We start from the raw sequence: 21,378 nt of genomic DNA on the forward strand, positions 1-21,378 counted from the left end.
GTACGCGTGAACGTAATCCCCGGTGCAGCGACCGACCTGCCGGAGACCCATGCCGAGATCTTCATCCGGCGCTGGCTAGCGGGTGACAAATCGTGTTTTGCCAAGGGGGCGGGTATCCTCATCACGACCCCGTATCCGGGCCTGCGCAGTTTTCGCAGGGACCTTGCGCGGTATTTCTGCGGCCGCGAAACACAAAAGCGCGATCTGAAAAAATTCTTCGCCAATCGCGAGACCGAGAACACGGCGACATCCGGGAGAATGACCTTTGTCGTCGGCGGCTCGGGCAGCGGCAAATCTTCGCTGACACGCGCTGGCCTTATCGCGGAACTCGACAGTATTCCGATCAAGGGGCAGTGGGGCGCATGGTATGTCGCCGAAATGCGACCGGCAAAAGACCCGATCGGACAACTCCAACAAGCTTTATGGAGCGTTCTACGTTCGATTATCGACCTCGCCTATGTCGATCCCGATACCGAAGACATGCCCAAAGGCGATTTCCCCGAGCGTTCGACCGCGGAAAAATCGGCCTCGATCCGTGGGGCAACGGACCGTATACGCGGAGCAGCGCGCGAGTTCGGCATCGAATGGCCCGACGATGCAACACAGCACGATGTCGAGACAGCAACGCTGCGATGGCTGGATCGCGAAATTTCGCCGATCAAAGGCACGATATCGACCCGATCGGTATTCGATTTCGTCAGTGAAGTGCTCGCGACTTTTGACGAAGCCGCAAGCTATGGCGAGCGGAGCGGACGGCCGCTATTGTTGCTTCACATCGATCAGTTCGAGGAGATATTCCGCAAGGAGTGCGACGCGGATGGCCGCAAGGCGCTGATCGGCCTGCTCCGCGATATCTACGAGTACAAGCCTGCCTGTCTTTTCGCGGTTGCCACGATGCGCAGCGAGGAACTGCACCGCTTCTCTGAGTATGCCGGCATGGCCGAGGTTATCAATTCCTCGATGTATCTGGTTGACCTCGTCACCGGTGATGACATCGAGGCGGCAATCGTCGAGCCGGCAGGTCGACTTGCCAAGCTCTGGGAACTGCCGCTTGACGCCGCCACCGAAACGCGGATCGCACCCTATACGGCAGAATCGGTGAAGGAACTCAAGGAGGCGTACCGGGAGGCCGGCGAAGCGCTGCAGCACAAGGCCGACAAGTTGCCCCTCTTGCAGCATTTTCTGCCGCTGGTCTGGGAACACGCCGTCGATGACTGGATTGCGAGGCGGGCAAAGAACAGGGATGCGCAGTTCGAAATCGACACGCAGCACCTTGCGTCCGTTCCCGGTTGGACGCCAACGGCGGCCAACGAGCAGGTATGCCGGCTCGGGCGCTGTCTCAACGCCGCCGCCGATCGGGTTTTCGCCGAGGCCGAGGACGTGATGACGGCGATGGCGAAGGAGCAAGGCTTCAAGGGCGGCCAGAATGATTTGCGTCTTGAGGCGGAAGGAATTCTTTCCGTTTCCTTGTGCTGCCTGGCGCAGCTCGATGATGGCGGCCAGGCGGTGAGAAAATTCGTTTCGGTCGACGAGATGCTGGCGACGAGCGCCGGCGCGGTTCGGCTCGGAACATCGAAGGCGGCGAAGGGGCTGCTTCGGTCCTACCTGCGCGATGCGCTGCAAAAGTTCGAGGATGCGGGCCTCGTCGAACTCCTGCCATCCGAGAGCGGAGAGAGGTCGGACATCTACAATGTCACGCACGAGTCGCTCATCCGTAACTGGGCGGCGTACAAGCAGCATCTCGAATTGCAAAAGCGCCTCGAACAGCGCCTGGCGCAGCTCGCAATCCAGGAGCTTCCCGCGATCGACAATATCGAAAGCGGGCTGCTGCATCGGTTGTTCCACAGGAACTGGGAGGCGGCGAGCACGCTCATCCCTTCGGAAAGTCAGGCCACACTACGCCTGCTGTTCGGCCCGGATTCCCGCTATAGCGGCGCATGGGCCAAGGACGTTCTTGTCGAGAAAAAGAAGCAACTTGTTTCAATCGGCGATACTGGCCAGGCCCTCATAGAGCCGGACAAGCGTATTCGTTGGATAGGCGACCTCTGGCGCGACGCGGTCAAATGGCGCGAATGGGGCAGCAAATGGGTCAACCAGTTGCAGACCCTCGTCATGTGGGGCGTCAGCGCCATCGCTGTTCTGGCCATGGTCGCGCTCGGAGCTTCCTTGTGGGCCAATAATGAGCGCGTCAGGGCAGACGGCCTTGCGGTGCAACTCAATCGTGCGCTCGCGGTCAATGATTTCGCCAACTCGACCGCCCCTCGTAACGGTGCTGACGATCGCGCCCTGAAATGGCTGATCGACACAGTAAAAGCGGACTATCAATCTACGCATGACGAACAGCAGAAATCCGTGCTGCGTAAAACCATCGGCCTCATCGATACCGGTGCGCGCGCGGTCTATGGCGCCGATCTTATGGTTTCGTTCGAGCCTGGCTTGCCGAAGGGCGAAATCCAGAACGTGGACTGCAAGAAGGCGACCGAGAATTCCGGCGCATTAGATGCGTCCAAGATAGCGTTCAAGGTGCCGTCACCCTTCGATGGAAACCCCATAAGCACGGTTACAAAACTTGAATGCGGGTCGAAGGACGGTAACTGGGTTTTCCGTCTCGACGTATCGGAATCACCCAGCAATAACATGACCACGCGGCTCGACACCTATGTCGGCCTGCGGCGGCTCAACACACCGACGCAATTTGGCGTTCGCGGACCGCGCTCGACCGAAAGCGGCGAGAAAATCAACCTCCTCGTCCAGGATCGCGAGATACGCACGCGGCTAGCGGATGTAAAAATCCAGGATGTGAAGTTCGTCCAGGCTGGCGCGGTCGTCGGTTTTTTGATTCCGAACATTGGTCCGGAACATGCGGGCAAGCGGACGAATGTGTATTTGTGGACAACGACAGGCCTTTCTGATCCGATCCAGGTCCCGACCGGAATGGCGGGCGCAGGGCTGCTGGCCCCCGGCCAAGGGAATGATGCGGCGAAAGACGGGCGGGCGTGCCGGTCCTACAAGGTGAACCTCTTCAGGGCGACGGCAGGCAAGGGCGGACCCGAAGATGTCAGGGGCCTCGACACGAGGCCGACCTATCGCACCTGTGACGCCGGTCCCGTCGATCTTGATACAAATGACAAGCAGCTTGTGGTATACAGGGCAGGTTATGACAACAAGAAATGCCTCGATGATCTGTCGGACTGCCAGAACACGATAGAGGTGCAGTACAGGGATGCTGCAAATGGCCTTGCCGAGCCGGACGACGGGCATACGGCTCGGACCCGCATCGTATATATCGGTCCCAAAATCATCGACGCAGGCGTTCAGGGCGATTGGCTGTGGCTCGAAGACGTCAAATTGCGCAAGTGGCGATATCTCGTTGGAACCCAGCCGCTGAGCGATATCCTCGAGATGCGGTGGCAGAATGCCAGCGGAGCCTCGCTTCAGGGTGCTGCCGGTTTCAAATATCGCTTGCCGCAGACGTGCAAGGACATCGCGGAATGCAGGGCATTTGTGTCGAAACCCGATAAAGGTTGGCCTGGAGTTGAAGATGAAAGTAACGAGTAATCTGCGAACTTTGGGTCTCGGCGCCCTGGCGGCGGTCGCACTGACCCAGCCGGGGAACGCATCGGCCGAAGCACCTGTCGCCGTGGAAAACCTGCGGGCGATCGACAGGCTTGGTCAGATCAGGTCGGATTATCTGAAAGCAATCGGCAAGCCCGAACTGGCAGAAGAGCCTGACAGTACGCAGATTGCGCAGTGGCAGAATTTTCCGAACTTCGGTAATTTTCCGAACTGGGCGAATGGATGGCAGAATTATTAGACGCGCAGTCCTTGCGCGGCACGACCCGGCTGCTGGTGATGCAGCCGACGGCGTTCTGCAACATCAATTGCGATTATTGCTATTTGCCGCATCGTAACGACAAAACGGTCATGCCGCTGGAAACAGTCGGCCGCGCCGCCAGCTTCATCTTCGATGCACGACTCAATGCGCCGGACTTTACAATCGTCTGGCACGCCGGCGAGCCCCTGGTCGTTGCGCCGGAATGGTATCGTCAGGCCATTGCCCTTTTCGACCGGGTGGCGCCGGCCGGACTCGCCGTGCCGCACGCCATGCAGACCAACGGCATGCTGATCGACGACAAATGGTGTGACTTCTTCCTGGAAACGCATATGCGTGTCGGTGTCAGCCTCGACGGAACAGCGCGGCTGCATGATGCACGGCGCAAAACGCGATCGGGGAAAGGCACGCATGATGAGGTCATGCGCGGCATCGATCATCTGCGCTGCCGCGGCGTCCCCTTCCATATCATCTGCGTAGTCGGCAAGGCGACCCTCGATGCTGCGGAAGAACTGATGGATTTCTTCAATGCGGAGGATATTCGCCATGTGGGTTTCAACGTCGAGGAAATAGAGGGCTCCGTTGAAACGTCGACGCTTGAGGCGGAAGGCTCGGATACCGCATTCCGCCGTTTCTTCGCCCACGTGAGCGAAAGAGCGCGCGCAGCCGATCCTCCCATATTGATCCGCGAACGCGAAGACCTTCTCGCCTGCCTGCAGAGCCCGGCCTTCGGCCACTTCGGCTACAATTCGCAGAACGCTCCGTTCGGGATCGTGACCGTATCGTCCGGCGGCGATCTCTTCACTTTCTCGCCCGAACTTGCCGGCCTCAAAAATGAAGCCTTTGGGGATTTCTGTATTGGAAATCTAGCCGAAGCGACGCCGTCCAGCGCGCTGGCATCGCCTGCGTTCCGGGCAATGTGGCACGATATCGATGAAGGGGTCAGCCGATGCAAGGCAAGCTGCGCCTATTTCAACCTGTGCATGGGCGGCGCGCCGGTCAACAAGCTCTTCGAGAACGGAACGTTCAACAGCACCGAAACCATGTTCTGCCGCCTGTCGCACCAGGCGGTCGCCGATGTGGTGCTGGCGGAAATCGAGAGCAATCTCGCCGCGGCGCCGAAGGCCGCCGCGTTCATTGCGGCTGCAGGCTAACCTATTGCCAGAACGGGGGAAGCTGCTTGGCCTGCCAGGCAGCGACGATAAGGCCAATCGGTATGCCCTGATTGTACGCGGCACGAATCTCGGACCGCGGATCGCCTGCATGGTGCAGGGCGACGAGTTCCAGACGCTGGTTGAAGACCGGCGAACCGGACGAGCCGCCGAGCGTATCGGCGTCATAGCGGAAGCGCGAGCCGTTCTCGTTGGTGCCGAGTGATTTGCCGATCGCCAGCGCTTGCGGCGTTCCTGCCGGGTGTTGAACGATGAGAACTGGCAAATCTGCATTGGGAAGAGCGATATTGGCTGCAACGCGGATCGGCTTCCAGTCGGTCAGCGGCGATGTGAGACGCAGCACCGCGTAATCGAGGTTCGACGCGCTGGCGATGCCTGCACCGCCGGTGTCGACCGTATCGAACGGGCTGGCATCAAGCGTCCATGCGTCCCCTGCGGCAAGATTATAGGGCGTGCCCTCGTCGAGCCCATTGGCATCGCGGGCATACCCGAAACGACAAACGATATTGGCGGGGCTCGCCTCCTTGTTCAACTGCCGCTTGACGACATGATAATTGGTGAGGACCAGATCGGGCGCGACGAGAAGCCCGGTGCCTTGGGCCTGGCCGCTCGGAAACTCGATCCTGCACGTCGCCGCGCTAACGAGAGCGAGGCTTTGCGCCCAGATCCTCAGATCGGCAAAGCCACCACCCTGCACGATCTTTTCGAGCTGCATCGAGGGGGCGGCGGCCAAGCGCTCCGGTGCGGAGGTCCCCGCTGCACGTATGGCATCCGGCAGCCGCCGCACCCACGGATTTTTGCCGCGCTGTCTCTGCAGGGCGTCGACGAGGCTGTCGGTCCATCCCTCGCTCTGGATGCTTTTCAGATAGGCTTGGATTTGTTGCTCGAAGCTGCCGGGCCCGACCTCATTGGCGAGCGACCCCTTGTCGAGTTCGTCGGAGAGGAACATGTCGAAGCGCGACACTGTCGGAAACGAGCGCAGTATAGCCTCGCGCAGGATTTTCAACTGCGGCCCTGAAAGCTCGTTCCAATCCATGATGCCCCCGCGCTCGTTTACGCTCGCACCGATCATACATGGGGGAGAACGCTTGCGCCACGAGAATGCAATGGGTTTAACTGTGCGCAAAGACCCTTGTTTAATGAATTAATGTACGCACATTATAAATGAAGATCATTTGGGACGAACCTAAACAATTGGCTAACATATCGAAGCATGGCTTGGACTTTGCTGCCTTGTCGTTTGAGTTCTTTCTTGCTTCGATGATCATTCCAGCCAGGGCAGGCCGCAGCAAAGCTATCGGTCGTTTCGAGACCGATTGTGGTGGTCTTTAACGTGCTTGGAAAAGAAGCATTGTCGGTGATCTCGATGCGTCCAGCACGTATAGACGAAAGGCGTTTGCTCTGATGGTCAAAAAAACGTTCAAGACAGGCTTTGAACCGGGTCGTGGTTTCACGCAAGAGGATTGGGACGCGGTCGATAGCCCGCCGTTGACGACGGAGGAGATCGCCCAAGCGAAGCCCTTCCGTGAAGCTCTTCCAGAGCTTGCCACCGAGATGGACAGAGAAATTGCCAGACGCGGCCGGCCAAAGGCGGAACTAACCAAAATGCCGGTTACGATCCGTCTCGATCCAGACGTCATTGCCAAGTTCAAAGCCACGGGCAAGGGCTGGCAGAGTAAAATCAATGACGTCTTGAAGCGTGCGAAGGTTTAGGATTTCTGGCTCGCCCAGCCTCAACATCTGCGCTGCAGACATTTGACATACGAACTATGAGGGGGGTTCAGATGGTGGGCGTGACAGGGATTGAACCTGTGACCCCTACGATGTCAACGTAGTGCTCTCCCGCTGAGCTACACGCCCATCTGACGGGGCGCATACACCATATTGAATCAGCCCCGTCAATAGCGCCTGAAGAACTTATCAGGCTTTCTTTGCCGGAACGAAAGAATGTCGCAGCTTCTCAAGCTGCGACCAGCATTTTTTCGATTTCGTTGACGAGATCGCGCAGATGGAAGGGTTTCGACAGCACCTTGGCATCCTTAGGCGCCTTCGAATCGGAATTGAGGGCAACTGCGGCAAAGCCGGTAATGAACATGATCTTCAAGTCAGGGTCGATCTCCGAGGCGCGCCGTGCAAGCTCGATCCCGTCCATCTCCGGCATGACAATGTCGGTCAGAAGCAGCGAGAACGGCTCTTCGCGCAAGCGATCGTAGGCGCTGGCACCATTGTCGAAATGCGTGACGTGATAGCCCGCCTTTTCCAGCGCCTTGACCAGAAAGCGCCGCATATCATTGTCATCTTCTGCAAGAAGGATTCTCTTCATCAGTCCGTCCGAATTCTCTAGCGCCGGATCATCCCCAAACCCTGCGTCGTACTACTCTTAACAAAACGCTTTTTTGGTAAAGATCGCGTGAATGATTTGCTAGAAATAAGGGCGAACGGGGCAAAAGTCGAGGTGTCGCCAGTGTGATCAGCATTGAGCCTTAACGCCGGGGAAAGTTGGCGGACAAGCCGTTTCGAACCGTTCATCAATTCCCTATCGTAGAAACTTGCACTAGAGTGGGGAAAACCAGCCCGCCTTGCAGCGAAACCTTGAAGCAGAAGATGACAGTCGAGCGCGATTTCACCGATATCCAGCCGTTCGAAGTGCGGCAACCATCCGACCAGCGCATTCCTTTCGTTTTCAATTCCCCACATAGCGGCCGCTTTTACCCGCGCGCTTTCCTCGAACAGTCGCAACTCGACCCTCAGACCATTCGCCGGTCTGAGGATTGTTTCGTCGACCAGCTGTTCGCCTCTGCCGTGCCGCTTGGAGCACCCTTGTTGCTGGCGCACTTCCCGCGCGCCTATCTCGATGTCAATCGCGAACCCTACGAACTCGACGCCAAGATGTTTCAGGAGGCGCTGCCTTCCTATGCCAATGGAAGTTCCGCCCGTGTCGCCGGAGGCCTCGGTACCGTGCCGCGCCTCGTTGGCGAGGGCCAGGAAATCTATGCAAAGAAATTGCCGCTGGGCGAGGCGCTGGATCGCATCGGCACGATCTACAAGCCCTACCATGCCAGGCTCAGCGGCCTTCTCTCGGCAACGCGACAGCGCTTCGGTTACGGCGTCCTGGTGGATTGCCATTCGATGCCGACAGGTATCCGCTTCCCGGAGAGCGGGATGCGCCCGGATTTCATCATCGGCGACCGGTTCGGAACGAGCTGCGCGCCGGAACTTGCCAATTCCGCCATCCATCTCCTGCGGGAAATGGGCTACCTCGTTGCGCATAACAAGCCTTATGCCGGGGGCTATATCACGGAACACTACGGTAGCCCGTTGAAGGGCCTTCACGCGCTGCAGATCGAGGTCAATCGCGGCCTTTATCTCAACGAACAGAGTTACGAGAAGAAGTCCGGTTTCGATCAACTACAGCGGGATATCGCCCAGTTTCTTGCCGACCTCGTCTCGCTGCCCGATTTTTATTTTCTCGACCAACCGCTCGCGGCGGAATAGGGACGTATTCGCGCGGCCAATAAAAAAGACCGCGCATGAAGCGCGGTCCAAGTCTAGGGAGGAAACGCCCAAGGAGGGCAGAACAGGTCGCCCCGTTCACCCACAACTCTATGCTGCGTCGCACAAATGTCAAGAAATTTGTGTATGTTTTTGTGCACCGATGGCGACTGCTCAAATAATATGCACAAATCTCATCCATAATGCACCTATATGAGAATGTTTTAATCGCGAGGAGCCATTTTGGTCGTAGAACTTTCCTTTTTAAAGCGGATTGCGAGTGTCGCCGCAGAGCAGACCTTGCCGCGATTCCGCAATATTTCGCTCATCGACAATAAATTCGAGTCGGGGTTTGATCCGGTTACCGAGGCTGATCGGGAGGCCGAGAAAGCGATTCGCGCGCTGATCAATGCGGAGCATCCAGACCACGGAATTCTGGGTGAAGAATATGGCGGCGAGAATCTCGACCATTCGCATATCTGGGTGATCGATCCGATCGACGGCACGCGCGCATTTATCTCCGGTATCCCGGTCTGGGGTACCCTGGCCGGGCTTACTGTGGATGGTGACGCGGTTGCCGGTGTCATGGCGCAGCCATTTACCCAAGAGCTGTTCCTGTGTGATGGCGAAGCGTCGTGGTATGAGGGTCCGGGCGGGACGCGGCGGCTTGAGACACGCAAGACGCGCGACCTCGCCGATGCGACATTGTTCACGACGACGCCCGCTATATTCAAGGCAGAGAAGCGGACCGCCTATGATCGCGTCGAACAACGCGTCAAGCTCGCCCGCTACGGCACCGATTGCTACGCCTATGCGATGGTTGCTGCGGGTTTTGTCGATCTCGTCATCGAGACCGGCCTTCATCCCTATGACATTGTTGCGCTGATACCCATCATCGAAAAGGCGGGCGGCGTTGTGACAACCTGGGATGGCGGTCCAGCCGAAAAGGCCGGAAGTATCATTGCCGCCGCCAACGCCGAACTCCATGCCCAGGCTCTTGAGGTTTTGAACGGGTAGAGCACGACATGCGGCGGCGCCTGCGCGCCTCGTCGGTTTTCAGGCGCTGACGTCCAGGGCAGGCTCGTTTTCTTCGCCAGCCTCCGCCAGAACGGACCCATCGTCACCGCCGGTGCCAGGGATGAAGGCATCGAAGGCAGCGAAGAACTGCTCTCGGTACAAATCCTTTTCCTGCAGGATCTCGTGGCGCGCGCCATCGATGGTAAGCAGCGTCGTATTGCGCATCTGCACGGCGAACCGTTCGATTGCCGGCGTCGAGACGACGGTGTCGGCCCCGGCGGCGACGATGAGTGTCGGGATGCGGATCGTGTCGACGTAGTCGGGCCTGGTTACGCGCTTGATCGCCCTCGCGGCGGCGACGATCCAGCTTGCGGTCGGGCCCCCGATTGCAAGCTCCGGCGCGCTTTCAAGGACGCCGCAATTGCGATCGTAGCGGCTCGCATCAGATGTCACCTCATTGGCCGCAAACGGGCGCAAGACATGCGGACCGCCGAGCATATATGTGCCGCCGAGCCCGGTTGAACGCAGCGTATTGGCGATGACCCGCGCGGTCAGCTTGCGGGCGCGGCTGGAATTGATGTCGAGAAGTGGTGCAATCAGCACCATCCGCCTTATCCGGTTGGCAAAGGCCGGTGCGGCGACGAGGGCAGCCAGTGCTCCGGCCGAATGGGCGAGAACGTAATAGGGGCCACGGCAATCGGGCAGGATGACGGACTTGAACAGCAGCTCGAAATCGCCCGCATAATCATCGAAACGCTTCACGAAGCCCTTGGCGGCATTGCGCAAATATCGGCTTGACGCACCTTGCCCTCGCCAGTCGAAGGTCGCCACCGCAAAACCTCGCGAGGCGAGATCAGTAATCGTCTCGAAATATTTTTCGATGCACTCGTTGCGGCCATGCAGAATGATGATCGTGCCATGCAGCGGGTGGCTGGAGGCGAGGGTGATCGCATAGCGGAGCACCTTGCCTTTGCCGAGATCGAGCCCTTCGACACGCGTGCCCGCCGGTATCGGGTTGGCGGCGGTCTCGACAAGAGGGCGGATCGTTTGCGTTGGCTGGTCCACGTCGGTGCCCGCTCGATGTGATGGTTGAATGCGCTTTTGATAGGATGCGCCGCCTTAAAGGTCAAACGGCGGCATCCAGAAAAGAATGACCGGAAACCCTGCCTGGGAGTTTCCGGTCAATACGTTGCGGCTGGAAGGGACGTTACATCCGCAACGATCTCGGCTTGATTGATCAGTAAGCCGGATTTATTTCGATGCTGAACCCGCTCTTCGGACGGTCGTAGTAACGATCGCGGCCCATGCGCCGGGTTTCAAGAATGTCGCCGTCGCGAGATACAACGACAAGGACGGGCTCGCCGCGACGCGAGGTGCGGGCAAAGTAGCGACCGCGATCGAAGTTCACATCGCGCACCCTGTAGCCGCGCCGTTCGAGCATGCGGGTAACATCGCGCGGTCCGAACCGGTAGCGACGGTCATCGCGGTAGCCTTCGTAGTAGCGGCGGTCCTGTACCAGATAGCCATCATTGTAATCTTCGTCGTCCACGTAGATCGCCGGCGCGCTGTTCCGGTAGTAGCGGCCATCGGCGAAAGCCGAAGCCGAGAAGCCGGTGATCAGAAGCGCCACTGACGTGAGCGCAAGAACGTTTTTTTTCATTTCAAAGTCCTTTGTCGTGTCGGATCGAATGCCAGATTGAGTGTAGGTTTAGCGGCATCGAGCTGAACGTATTCCGAAGAACATGTTCATTTTGCGTTCATCTGCCTGCCGGGATCGTCACGCTGGCGCTGGACTTTTTGATGCCTGCCGCGCCCTTGAAATCGAGAAAATACCTAACCAAATAGACGTTGTGACCGCCATAACGGGGTCGCTGGTTCACGAGGGCTTGCCACTGCAGGAGCTCTCAATCGAACCAAAATACGCAAACATTGTCGCTCTAAAGGAGGGCTTAAACATGCGTCACGTTGATTTCTCACCCCTTTACCGTTCTACCGTCGGCTTTGACCGGCTGTTCACCATTCTTGATTCGCTGGCTCAGCCGGAAGGCGCCCAGACCTATCCGCCCTATAATATCGAGCGGACCGGCGACAACGCCTATCGCATCACCATGGCCGTTGCCGGGTTCTCGGAGGACGAGATCCAGATCGAGGCACATCGCAACCAGCTGAAGGTCACCGGCGAAAAGAATGCCGAGAAACCCGATGAAAATGCCGAAACGCTTTATCGCGGCATTGCTTCGCGGGCTTTCGAACGCCGCTTCCATCTTGCCGATTTCGTCGAGGTCAGTGGTGCCAGCCTGAAAAACGGCCTGCTGCACATCGATCTCAAGCGCGAAATCCCGGAAGAGATGAAGCCGCGCAAGATTGCCGTGACTTCCCTGTCGGACACGGAAGCCAAGCAGATTGAAGCTAAAGCCGCCCGCTAAGCGATTGGCAGGTGCAACGGGAGAAAGCGGCGTGAAAGCGCCGCTTTTTTCATGCGATGAGGGCGCCGAAGCGGTCTACTTCATCCGGCGTCGTTGCAAAACTAGTGACCAGCCGAACGAGCGATTCGCCTTCAGCGGCAACCTTTGATTCAAAATGCGGCGCTCGCCAATCGTGAAATACAGCGCCTGCTTCCCGCAGTTTTACCGCAGTCTCTTTTGGCATCACGGGAAACACCTCGTTTGCGCGTGGCTCCCAGGCGAGGCGTAGTTGCTTTGATGCGCGAATATGGCCAGCGAGGCGGGCACTCATGGCATTGGCGTGGGCCGCAAGTTCCAGCCATAGGCCACCGGCGAAGTAAGCCTCGAACTGGGCGGCGATGAAACGCGATTTTGAAAAATGTTGGGCGACGCGCTTGCGCAGGAAGGGGAAGCCCTCCGCTTTTGCCGGGTCCATGAACACCAACGCTTCGGCGCACCAGCAGCCGTTCTTGGTGCCGCCGAACGAGACTATGTCCACACCCTGCCGCCAGGTCATGTCTGCCGGCGAGCACCCAAGCGAGACCAGTGCATTGGCAAAGCGGGCGCCATCCATATGCAGCGGCAGATCGTGCTCGCGGCAGAGCGCGGAGATCGCGGCAATGTCGGCGAGTTCGTAGAGCGTTCCGATCTCGGTGGCCTGGGTAATAGACACGCCCATCGCCTGGCCGATAAAGACGTTACCGGGCGTGACGGGTTCAAGAGCGGATCTGAGGTTATTCAAATCCATGCGTCCGGTCGCCCCATCAACGGGACGCAGGCGCGCGCCTGCGCTGATGAACTCGGGAGCCCCGGCCTCATCGCCAATAAGGTGCGCTTCCCGGTGCGTGAACGTCATCCCGCCCGGCTTGGCAAAGCTTGCGAGCGCCAGAGAATTGGCCGCCGTGCCGGTTCCAACGAAGAAAACCGCGACCTCACGTTCGAATATCTCGCAAAAGGTTTGTTCCACGGCCTTGTCGAGCGCGCTCGACCCATAGGCCGGCACAAAGCCGCCTGCATTCTTGACGAGGCTTTCAGCGATCTTGGGGTGGGCGCCGGCCCAATTGTCGGAAGCAAAATGCATGAGATTGTCCTGCAATACGATCTGATGCGGCTGGCATATCCCTTTAGCAGACGCGTGGAAAGCCATGCTCGCATGAGGCTGCGGAGGAAGCAGCTGTTTTCCTTGGCATTTTTGGCGGAAATCACCCTAACCGAAACTATCGCGATACTTTGGCGGTCTTTTGCGCAATGATGTTTCGCGCAGTGCGCATATTTTTTACTTTTCCATCTTGTGTGATGGCGTTTATTCTGGCATACCACAATAAGACAGCATTGCTGTCCTATTTGCGTGAACCGAGACGGGATGGTGGGCAATCTTGCTTCCGTCCCTAGAATGGTGACCGCAGCCTGCAACCGGAAGATATGCCGCACCGAGGCGGGACTGGAATTATGCTATTCCGTCCCATGAGAGATTGACCGCCCGCAATGGGCCGAATTGGAGGAATTGACGATGACGGATTTGACGCCATCTGTAACGACTGAACTTGCTCAGGCCGTACAGACTCGTGCGGTCAAAACCAATAAATCGTCGGGTATTCCATCAAAACAGGGCCTTTACGATCCGCGCAATGAGCATGACGCCTGCGGCGTCGGCTTCGTTGCGCATATGAAGGGCGTGAAGTCGCACAAGATCATCGAAGACGGCCTGTTCATGCTCGAAAACCTCACCCACCGCGGTGCGGTTGGCGCCGACCCGCTCATGGGCGATGGCGCAGGCATGCTCGTCCAGATTCCAGACGCGTTTTTCCGGGCCGAATGGGCCGAAAAAGGTGTTGAGCTGCCCCCGGTCAACCATTATGCGGTCGGTTACCTGTTCATGCCGCAGGATGCGGAAGAGCGGGCGCATATCGAAACCGTCATTTCGGAGGTAATCGCTTCGGAAGGCCAGTCGCTGATTGGCTTTCGCGACGTGCCGGTCGACAATTCCTCGCTGTCGAAGGCACCGCATATTGCGGCGACCGAACCGTTCCACCGGCAGGTCTTCATCGGCCGCAACCCCAATATCGAAACCAACGAGGATTTCGAGGGCAGGCTCTTTGTCCTGCGCAAGGTCATCTCGAACCGCATCTACCAGGAGAACGGCGGCAAGGAGAGCGATTTCTACGTCGTCTCGATGTCGGCGCGGACCATCGTCTACAAGGGGATGTTCCTCGCTTATCAGGTTGGTGCCTACTACAGGGATCTGAAGGATCCGCGCTTTGAAAGCGCGCTTGCTCTTGTCCACCAGCGGTTTTCTACGAACACCTTCCCGTCATGGAAGCTGGCGCATCCCTATCGCATGGTCGCGCACAATGGCGAGATCAACACGCTGCGCGGCAACGTCAACTGGATGGCGGCACGCCAGGCCTCGGTCGACAGCGAGTATTTCGGCAACGACATCTCCAAGCTTTGGCCTATTTCCTATGAGGGTCAGTCCGATACCGCCTGCTTCGACAACGCGCTGGAGTTCCTGTTCCAGGGCGGCTATTCGCTCGCGCATTCGATGATGATGCTCATTCCCGAGGCCTGGTCCGGCAACAAGCTGATGTCGGAAGAGCGCAAGGCGTTCTACGAATATCATGCGGCGTTGATGGAGCCATGGGATGGCCCGGCGGCGATTGCCTTTACCGATGGCCGCCAGATCGGGGCGACGCTCGATCGCAACGGCTTGCGTCCCGCGCGCTATATCGTGACCGACGATGATTACGTCATCATGGCGTCGGAAGCCGGTGTCTTGCCGGTGCCGGAAGAAAAGATCGTCAAGAAGTGGCGCCTGCAGCCCGGCCGCATGCTGCTGATCGACATCGAGAAGGGGCGCATCGTTTCTGACGAGGAGATCAAGTCAGAAATCGCGACCCGTCACCCCTACAAGCAGTGGCTGAAGAACACGCAGCTCATTCTTGAAGAACTGAGCCCGGTCGAGCCGCGCGCGCTGCGCAAGGATGTGAGCCTTCTCGATCGCCAGCAGGCGTTTGGCTATACGCAGGAGGACACGCGCCTCCTGATGTCGCCCATGGCGACGACGGGCCAGGAAGCAATCGGTTCGATGGGCACTGACACGCCGATTTCGGCCATGTCGGACAAGTCGAAGCTGCTCTATACCTATTTCAAGCAGAACTTCGCCCAGGTCACCAACCCGCCGATCGACCCGATCCGCGAGGAACTGGTCATGAGCCTGGTCTCGTTCATCGGCCCGCGTCCGAACATCTTCGATCTCGTCGGCTCCTCGCGCCGCAAGCGGCTGGAGGTGCGCCAGCCGATCCTGACCAACGGCGACCTCGAGAAGATCCGTTCCATCGGCCACACCGAAGATCGGTTCGATACGAAGACGCTCGACATAGCCTATAGCGTCGATGAAGGTGCTGCCGGTCTCGCCGGTGCGGTCGAACGCCTGTGCGACCGAGCTGAAGCTGCCGTCCATGGCGGCTACAACATCATCATCCTTTCCGACCGCCAGGTTGGTCCGGACCGCATACCGATCCCCGCCCTTTTGGCGACGGCCGCAGTCCACCATCACCTGATCCGCAAGGGCCTGCGCACCTCGGTGGGGCTCGTCGTGGAATCGGGCGAGCCGCGCGAAGTGCACCATTTCTGCTGCCTCGCCGGCTATGGCGCGGAGGCGATCAACCCTTACCTCGCGTTCGACACCCTGCTCGACATGCACAAGCGCGGCGAGTTCCCGCCGGAGGTCGACGCCAAGGAAGTCGTTTCGCGCTACATGAAGTCGATCGGCAAGGGCATCCTCAAGGTTATGTCCAAGATGGGCATCTCCACCTATCAGTCCTATTGCGGTGCGCAGATTTTCGACGCCGTTGGCCTGAAGACTGATTTTGTCGACCGCTTCTTCTTTGGCACGGCAACAACCATCGAGGGCGTTGGTCTCGAGGAAGTTGCCGAGGAAACGGTGCGCCGTCACCGCGATGCGTTCGGCAACGATCCTGTCCTGTCGAGCACGCTTGAGGTCGGCGGCGAATATGCCTACCGCATTCGCGGCGAGGCGCATCTGTGGTCGCCCGATGCGGTCGCCAAGCTGCAGCATGCGGTGCGCACGGAATCGGCCACAACGTTCAAGGAATACTCGGACCTCGTAAACAGCCAGTCGGCACGTGCGCAGACAATTCGCGGCCTTTTCAAGATCAGGGTCGCAACAGATGCGGGCCGTAAGCCGGTACCGATCGACGATGTTGAGCCGGCTAAAGAGATCGTCAAGCGGTTCTCGACGGGCGCGATGTCATTCGGCTCGATCAGCCGCGAGGCGCATACGACGCTCGCCATCGCCATGAACCGGATTGGCGGCAAGTCCAACACCGGCGAGGGCGGCGAGGAACCAGACCGCTTCTACCCGCTGCCGGACGGCAAGCCAAACCCGGAACGGTCGGCCATCAAGCAGGTGGCATCGGGTCGCTTCGGAGTGACGACGGAGTACCTTGTCAACTCCGACATGATGCAGATCAAGGTGGCGCAGGGTGCCAAGCCCGGCGAGGGCGGACAGTTGCCCGGTCACAAGGTCGATGCGACCGTGGCGAAGACCCGGCACTCCACGCCCGGCGTTGGCCTTATCTCGCCGCCGCCGCACCATGACATCTATTCGATCGAAGATTTGGCGCAGCTGATCTACGATCTCAAGAACGTCAACCCCGAGGCGGATGTTTCGGTGAAGCTGGTCTCCGAGGTCGGCGTCGGTACGGTCGCGGCCGGTGTGGCCAAGGCGCGCGCCGATCACATCACCATTTCCGGCTATGACGGCGGAACCGGTGCGTCGCCCCTGACTTCGCTGAAGCATGCGGGCAGCCCCTGGGAAATGGGCCTTGCCGAGACGCAGCAGACGCTCGTCCTCAACGGCTTGCGCTCGCGCATCGCACTGCAAGTCGATGGCGGTCTGCGCACGGGACGCGACGTGATCATCGGTGCCCTGCTTGGCGCCGACGAGTTCGGCTTCTCGACAGCGCCGCTCATCGCGGCGGGCTGCATCATGATGCGCAAGTGCCACCTCAACACCTGCCCGGTCGGCGTCGCGACGCAGGACCCGGTATTGCGCAAGCGCTTCAAGGGTACGCCCGAGCATGTCATCAACTTCTTCTTCTACATGGCGGAAGAGGTGCGGCAGTTCCTCGCCGAAATGGGCTACACCCGGCTCGAAGAGATCGTCGGCAAGACCGAACTCCTCGAGAAGCGCGAGGCAATCGAACATTGGAAGGCCAAGGGTCTCGACTTCACCCGCATCTTCCACAAGCCCGAGGCGCCCGAAGAAAAGACGCGGTGGACCGAGCGGCAGAACCATCCGATCGTCGATATTCTTGATCGCAAGCTGATCGAGCAGGCAAGGACCGCGCTCGAAAGCAAGATCCCGGTGAGGATCGAGATGGACATCAAGAACGTCGATCGCTCGGCCGGTGCCATGCTTTCGGGCGAAGTGGCCAAGCGCTACCGGCACAAGGGGCTCAAGGACGAAACCATTTCGGTCAAATTCCATGGGACGGCCGGGCAATCCTTCGGCGCCTTCCTCGCGCGGGGCATTTCGTTCGATCTTATCGGCGATGGCAACGACTATGTCGGCAAGGGCCTTTGCGGCGGACGCATAGTCATCCGACCGCCGGAAAACACCAGGATCGTCCCGGAAAACTCGATCATCGTCGGCAATACCGTGCTTTACGGGGCCATTGAGGGCGAGGCATATTTCCGCGGCGTCGCCGGCGAACGTTTTGCCGTGCGCAACTCGGGGGCGATTGCCGTCGTCGAAGGCACGGGTGACCATGGCTGCGAGTACATGACCGGCGGGGTCGTCGTCGTCATTGGCCAGACCGGGCGCAACTTCGCGGCGGGCATGTCGGGCGGTGTCGCCTATGTGCTCGACGAAGCCGGTGATTTTGCGCAGCGCTGCAACATGGCGATGGTCGAACTCGAACCGGTTCCGGAAGAGGACGACATTCTCGAAAAGTTGCATCATCACGGCGGCGATCTCATGCACAAGGGTCGCGTCGATGTCTCCGCCAATATGACGAGGCACGACGAGGAACGGCTTGTGCAACTGATTTCGAACCACATGCACTACACCGGTTCGGCGCGGGCGAAGGAAATTCTCGACAATTGGGAAAGCTTCCGGCCGAAATTCGTAAAAGTCATGCCGGTCGAATACCGTCGCGCGCTCGAAGATATGGAGCGCATGCGCATGGGCGTCGCAGCCGAATAAAGTCAACAAGCACCATGCTTCGAGTGTCTCATCAAGACGCTCGGCATGGGGCAAATGCTGCCCTAACCCCTGAAAAGGCGAGGGTAGTCCCCCGAGAGGCGAGGGAGAGAAGTTTTATGGGTAAGGTTACAGGTTTTCTCGAGATCGACCGGCAGGTTGGCAAGTATCAGCCTGCGTCGGATCGCATACGGCATTTCCGGGAGTTTACGATCCCGATGTCGGACAGCGAAGTGAAGAAGCAGGCGGCGCGCTGCATGGATTGCGGCATTCCATTCTGCCATGGACCGACGGGCTGTCCGGTCCACAATCAGATTCCGGACTGGAACGATCTCGTCTACAACGACAATTGGGATGAGGCGATCCGCAATCTTCACTCCACCAATAACTTTCCGGAGTTTACCGGCCGTATCTGCCCCGCGCCTTGTGAGGAAGCCTGCACGCTCAACCTCGAGGACGTACCGGTCTCGATCAAAACGGTGGAGCAGGCGATTGCCGACAAGGCCTATGAAAAGGGTTTCATCATTCCCCAGCCGGCTCTTGCCAAGACCGGCAAGAATGTCGCGGTCATCGGCTCGGGTCCGGCGGGCCTTGCCGCCGCCCAGCAGCTTGGCCGCGCCGGCCACGAGGTACATGTCTACGAGCGGGAAAGCCGCCCGGGCGGTCTGCTGCGCTATGGTATCCCCGATTTCAAGATGGAGAAGCATTTCATCGACCGGCGCATCGCGCAGATGGAAGGCGAGGGCGTGACCTTCTTCTGCGGCGTGAACGTTGGCGTGGACAAGCCGGTCCAGGAGCTTATCGATACCTATGATGCGGTGCTTTACTGCGGTGGCGCCGAAACCCCCCGTCCGGCCGGCATTCCCGGCGCTGAGTTCGAGGGCGTCCACGACGCCATGCATTATCTCGTCCAGCAGAACCGGCGCATCGGCCGCGAGAACATCGAGTCGGTCGCCTGGCCGAGCGATCCAATCGTCGCGTCGGGCAAGCATGTGGTCGTGGTCGGTGGCGGCGATACGGCGTCCGACTGCGTCGGTACAGCCTTCCGCCAGGGCGCTGTAAAGGTTACGCAGCTCGATATTCGCCCGCAGCCGCCGGAAAGGGAAGACAAGCTCAGCGTCTGGCCCTACTGGGCGACCAAGATGCGCACGTCATCCTCACAGGCTGAAGGCGCGGATCGCGAATTCCAGGTGGCGACGCTCGAATTCATCGGCGAAAACGGCAGCTTGACCCATGTGAAGTGCTGCGAAGTCGATGAGGCCCGCAAGCCGATCCCCGGAACGGACTTCTTCATCAGGGCCGATCTTGCGTTCATCGCCATCGGCTTCTCCGGCCCATTCGAGAACAATATCGTCAAGGAGCTCTCGGGCTCACTCGACATGCGCGCCGACCGGCGCGGCAATCGTTCCGTCTCCGCCGACGACAAGAACTATCGGACCAGTGTCGACAAGCTCTATGTCGCCGGCGACGTGCGCCGCGGTCAGTCGCTGGTCGTATGGGCTATTCGCGAAGGCCGCCAGGCTGCCCATGCCATCGACGCCGCGATCATGGGTTCCTCGGTCCTCCCCCGCTGACGCAAAGGGCCGGCACGTCTTAAATCGCGTGCCGGTCGCAAACCCTGTCGATTTCGGCTTTACCGAGCTCGAGACCCATCACTATTAAACTTTTGACTAATTGATTTAGGTCGCCAGACCGTTCATAGACCAGTTTGTCGTGGAGTATTTAACCAATGTATTTGAGAATTCTGCTTACTGCCGCCTTGCTTGGCCTAGCCGCATGCAACGATGTCACGGAAGCTGCCGTTCAGGGCGATGCGCCCGCAAAGGCTTCCGTCGCCACCAGCGCCATCGATCAGCCTCAGCCGATGCCGGTCATCTATATCCCGGTCAAGGCCCCGTCCGAGGCCGAAGCGAAGACACCGTCTTAAGAAGAAATGGCGATAGAGGCCTCATTGTTTCGGCCATGAAAAATCGTTGACCCGGCCGGGCTGCCCCTCGGGCGCTACGCCGTCGATGACGAGCCGGTCGCGCGCGGATTTGTCGCCGCCAACTGCCGGACGGGGAGCAGCGCCGAGCAGATCGGTGCCACCGTCCAGTTCCGGATCGTTGAGGCTGACCGGAGCAAGCCGGTCGATCTTGGCGGGCGCCCCCGGCGCGCCGGTCAGTGCCTGAACCGGAGCACCCGGTTTGATCGCGGCAATGTCCGGCGACGTTGCATTGCCGAGCATCTGCCGCAGCGGCTTTTCCACGTAGAATGCCAGCTTGCGTTTACCGGCGGCAGTCATGCCAATACCGTCATTGTTGCGCAGGCGCGCCGTCTGGCCGGAAACATCGAAGCCGGACAGGGTGAAGTTGCCACTCTGATCGACAAAACCGTCCCAGACATCGACAAAAGTGCCCCCCGCCTTTTCGGTAGCATTGCGATAGAACTCGTTGAAGGCGAGGACGTCGTTGGTGATGCTTTTCGATTTGAAGGCAGGCTGGCCCACCCATACGACAGGTTGGCCAGCCTTCTTCACCGCATCGAGAAAGCCGTTCATCCGCGCCTGGTATTCCTTAGTCCAGTCGTCGGTTAGGAGCACCTTGCCATCCGAGAATTGCTGGCGATCATTGGCCCCGATCATGATGACCACCACGGCCGGTTTTTCCTTGGCGATCATTTCGCCGATGGAGGCCGGCCAATCACGATGATCGCTGCGCACGAAACCCGAAGACCCATCGGCCTTGTCGATCACGCGCACGCCCGGTGCATCGATGAACGCGGCATCGAGCCCTTCAGCGAGGCTGCCGGCCATGAAGTCGCCGACGACCAGCACCGGCTTTGCGTCGGGCAATTTTGCCTGGATCGGAGCCTCGCTGTTGGGAACCGGCGATGTCCTTACCGTGTCCGGCCGCGGGCGGGCGCGCTTTAGCGGCGGCCTGCTCTTGCTCGGCGGACGGGCGCGCCTGCCGTCATCGATCAGGCGGTCTGTGTTTTCGCGGTAGATACGCGGCCCGAACAACATGTCGAGCAGCGTGCGAGCAGTTGCGTGTTCGATGAAGAGGAAGGTGCCGGCGAGGGCAATGGCGATTGCAAGCAGCGACGGCGACCGAAGGACGGTTGGCGTTGCAGCAGGGCAAGCCAGCAGGAGAGCGGGACGTGAACCCACCCGCGAACGAAATCTGCACCTGCCAAACCCAATCATCTGCTTCACTT

At 59.3% G+C, this 21,378-nt stretch carries 16 protein-coding genes, 1 tRNA gene and 1 pseudogene; 11 read left to right on the forward strand and 7 right to left on the reverse strand.

The window, feature by feature from the left end; translation table 11 throughout:
* Positions 1 to 6: 6 nt before the first annotated feature.
* From AC1DNI_RS12040 to grrM, 3 genes are read left to right on the forward strand one after another with little or no spacing between them, the layout of a single operon-like run.
* On the forward strand, positions 7 to 3,558 hold the full coding sequence (locus tag AC1DNI_RS12040; RefSeq protein WP_477692012.1) for an nSTAND1 domain-containing NTPase: 3,552 nt from the start codon (positions 7 to 9) through the stop codon (positions 3,556 to 3,558).
* Entirely contained in the window at positions 3,542 to 3,814 is a 273-nt protein-coding gene (locus AC1DNI_RS12045) for a hypothetical protein (RefSeq protein WP_477692013.1), read from the forward strand. Before AC1DNI_RS12040 ends, AC1DNI_RS12045 begins: the two co-directional genes overlap by 17 nt.
* A complete protein-coding gene (gene grrM / locus AC1DNI_RS12050) occupies positions 3,799 to 4,986 on the forward strand; it encodes a cyclophane-forming radical SAM/SPASM peptide maturase GrrM/OscB (RefSeq protein ID WP_477692014.1) in 1,188 nt (395 codons plus the stop codon). Before AC1DNI_RS12045 ends, grrM begins: the two co-directional genes overlap by 16 nt.
* Position 4,987: 1 nt before the next feature.
* Here the strand turns inward: grrM and AC1DNI_RS12055 are convergent, their stop codons facing one another.
* Positions 4,988 to 6,040: a trypsin-like peptidase domain-containing protein gene (locus AC1DNI_RS12055; protein ID WP_477692015.1), complete on the reverse strand. Its 1,053-nt coding sequence runs from the start codon at positions 6,038 to 6,040 to the stop codon at positions 4,988 to 4,990.
* A gap of 128 nt (positions 6,041 to 6,168) precedes the next feature.
* Between AC1DNI_RS12055 and AC1DNI_RS12060 the strand changes: the two are divergent.
* Together AC1DNI_RS12060 and AC1DNI_RS12065 are read left to right on the forward strand one after the other, a co-directional pair.
* Positions 6,169 to 6,409, forward strand: a pseudogene (locus tag AC1DNI_RS12060) (BrnT family toxin).
* On the forward strand, positions 6,409 to 6,717 hold the full coding sequence (locus AC1DNI_RS12065; RefSeq protein ID WP_477692016.1) for a BrnA antitoxin family protein: 309 nt from the start codon (positions 6,409 to 6,411) through the stop codon (positions 6,715 to 6,717). The pseudogene AC1DNI_RS12060 and the gene AC1DNI_RS12065 overlap by 1 nt, the downstream one beginning before the upstream one ends.
* Before the next feature lie 72 nt (positions 6,718 to 6,789).
* Here AC1DNI_RS12065 and AC1DNI_RS12070 read toward each other — a convergent pair.
* Together AC1DNI_RS12070 and cpdR are read right to left on the reverse strand one after the other, a co-directional pair.
* A tRNA-Val gene (locus AC1DNI_RS12070) sits at positions 6,790 to 6,864 on the reverse strand.
* A gap of 100 nt (positions 6,865 to 6,964) precedes the next feature.
* Positions 6,965 to 7,327 carry a cell cycle two-component system response regulator CpdR gene (cpdR, locus tag AC1DNI_RS12075; protein ID WP_027229490.1) on the reverse strand — a complete coding sequence of 121 codons (363 nt, stop codon included), beginning with the start codon at positions 7,325 to 7,327 and terminating at the stop codon, positions 6,965 to 6,967.
* 281 nt (positions 7,328 to 7,608) lie between these two features.
* On the opposite strand from cpdR, the gene AC1DNI_RS12080 reads away from it, so the two are divergent.
* Positions 7,609 to 8,499, forward strand: a complete 891-nt coding sequence (locus AC1DNI_RS12080; RefSeq protein ID WP_091946356.1) for an N-formylglutamate amidohydrolase — start codon at positions 7,609 to 7,611, stop codon at positions 8,497 to 8,499.
* A gap of 240 nt (positions 8,500 to 8,739) precedes the next feature.
* On the forward strand, positions 8,740 to 9,513 hold the full coding sequence (gene hisN / locus AC1DNI_RS12085) for a histidinol-phosphatase (protein ID WP_477692017.1): 774 nt from the start codon (positions 8,740 to 8,742) through the stop codon (positions 9,511 to 9,513).
* Positions 9,514 to 9,552: 39 nt separating this feature from the next.
* Here the strand turns inward: hisN and AC1DNI_RS12090 are convergent, their stop codons facing one another.
* Positions 9,553 to 10,578 (reverse strand): alpha/beta fold hydrolase, encoded by a 1,026-nt coding sequence (locus AC1DNI_RS12090; protein WP_477692018.1) that lies wholly within the window; start codon positions 10,576 to 10,578, stop codon positions 9,553 to 9,555.
* Between the two features lie 172 nt (positions 10,579 to 10,750).
* Complete coding sequence (locus AC1DNI_RS12095; protein ID WP_477692019.1) at positions 10,751 to 11,173, reverse strand: hypothetical protein; 423 nt, start codon at positions 11,171 to 11,173, stop codon at positions 10,751 to 10,753.
* A gap of 295 nt (positions 11,174 to 11,468) precedes the next feature.
* Here AC1DNI_RS12095 and AC1DNI_RS12100 point away from each other — a divergent pair, with 295 nt between their 5' ends.
* Positions 11,469 to 11,939: an Hsp20 family protein gene (locus AC1DNI_RS12100; RefSeq protein WP_477692020.1), complete on the forward strand. Its 471-nt coding sequence runs from the start codon at positions 11,469 to 11,471 to the stop codon at positions 11,937 to 11,939.
* Positions 11,940 to 11,988: 49 nt separating this feature from the next.
* Here AC1DNI_RS12100 and AC1DNI_RS12105 read toward each other — a convergent pair whose 3' ends face one another.
* Positions 11,989 to 13,038 (reverse strand): threonine aldolase family protein, encoded by a 1,050-nt coding sequence (locus AC1DNI_RS12105; RefSeq protein ID WP_477692021.1) that lies wholly within the window; start codon positions 13,036 to 13,038, stop codon positions 11,989 to 11,991.
* A 429-nt stretch (positions 13,039 to 13,467) separates the two neighbouring features.
* Here AC1DNI_RS12105 and gltB point away from each other — a divergent pair, with 429 nt between their 5' ends.
* The 3 genes from gltB to AC1DNI_RS12120 all read left to right on the forward strand — a co-directional run bounded on the left by gltB (position 13,468) and on the right by AC1DNI_RS12120 (position 20,110).
* Positions 13,468 to 18,186 (forward strand): glutamate synthase large subunit, encoded by a 4,719-nt coding sequence (gltB, locus tag AC1DNI_RS12110; RefSeq protein WP_477692022.1) that lies wholly within the window; start codon positions 13,468 to 13,470, stop codon positions 18,184 to 18,186.
* Between the two features lie 116 nt (positions 18,187 to 18,302).
* Complete coding sequence (locus AC1DNI_RS12115; protein WP_091925422.1) at positions 18,303 to 19,757, forward strand: glutamate synthase subunit beta; 1,455 nt, start codon at positions 18,303 to 18,305, stop codon at positions 19,755 to 19,757.
* Positions 19,758 to 19,912: 155 nt separating this feature from the next.
* Positions 19,913 to 20,110 (forward strand): hypothetical protein, encoded by a 198-nt coding sequence (locus AC1DNI_RS12120; protein WP_153668322.1) that lies wholly within the window; start codon positions 19,913 to 19,915, stop codon positions 20,108 to 20,110.
* Between the two features lie 21 nt (positions 20,111 to 20,131).
* Here AC1DNI_RS12120 and AC1DNI_RS12125 read toward each other — a convergent pair whose 3' ends face one another.
* Positions 20,132 to 21,331 carry an SGNH/GDSL hydrolase family protein gene (locus tag AC1DNI_RS12125; protein WP_477692023.1) on the reverse strand — a complete coding sequence of 400 codons (1,200 nt, stop codon included), beginning with the start codon at positions 21,329 to 21,331 and terminating at the stop codon, positions 20,132 to 20,134.
* Positions 21,332 to 21,378 lie beyond the last annotated feature (47 nt).

Source organism: Phyllobacterium sp. 01N428 (genome assembly GCF_056399405.1).

Excerpts from the sequence above, each read along its gene's own strand:
- AC1DNI_RS12115 (WP_091925422.1), top strand. The coding sequence starts at position 18,303 with ATGGGTAAGGTTACAGGTTTTCTCGAGATCGACCGGCAGGTTGGCAAG.
- gltB (WP_477692022.1), top strand. The coding sequence starts at position 13,468 with ATGACGGATTTGACGCCATCTGTAACGACTGAACTTGCTCAGGCCGTA.
- AC1DNI_RS12045 (WP_477692013.1), top strand. The coding sequence starts at position 3,542 with ATGAAAGTAACGAGTAATCTGCGAACTTTGGGTCTCGGCGCCCTGGCG.
- AC1DNI_RS12120 (WP_153668322.1), top strand. The coding sequence starts at position 19,913 with ATGTATTTGAGAATTCTGCTTACTGCCGCCTTGCTTGGCCTAGCCGCA.
- AC1DNI_RS12095 (WP_477692019.1), bottom strand. The coding sequence starts at position 11,173 with ATGAAAAAAAACGTTCTTGCGCTCACGTCAGTGGCGCTTCTGATCACC.
- AC1DNI_RS12100 (WP_477692020.1), top strand. The coding sequence starts at position 11,469 with ATGCGTCACGTTGATTTCTCACCCCTTTACCGTTCTACCGTCGGCTTT.
- AC1DNI_RS12055 (WP_477692015.1), bottom strand. The coding sequence starts at position 6,040 with ATGGATTGGAACGAGCTTTCAGGGCCGCAGTTGAAAATCCTGCGCGAG.
- AC1DNI_RS12065 (WP_477692016.1), top strand. The coding sequence starts at position 6,409 with ATGGTCAAAAAAACGTTCAAGACAGGCTTTGAACCGGGTCGTGGTTTC.
- AC1DNI_RS12105 (WP_477692021.1), bottom strand. The coding sequence starts at position 13,038 with ATGCATTTTGCTTCCGACAATTGGGCCGGCGCCCACCCCAAGATCGCT.
- cpdR (WP_027229490.1), bottom strand. The coding sequence starts at position 7,327 with ATGAAGAGAATCCTTCTTGCAGAAGATGACAATGATATGCGGCGCTTT.
- AC1DNI_RS12080 (WP_091946356.1), top strand. The coding sequence starts at position 7,609 with ATGACAGTCGAGCGCGATTTCACCGATATCCAGCCGTTCGAAGTGCGG.
- grrM (WP_477692014.1), top strand. The coding sequence starts at position 3,799 with ATGGCAGAATTATTAGACGCGCAGTCCTTGCGCGGCACGACCCGGCTG.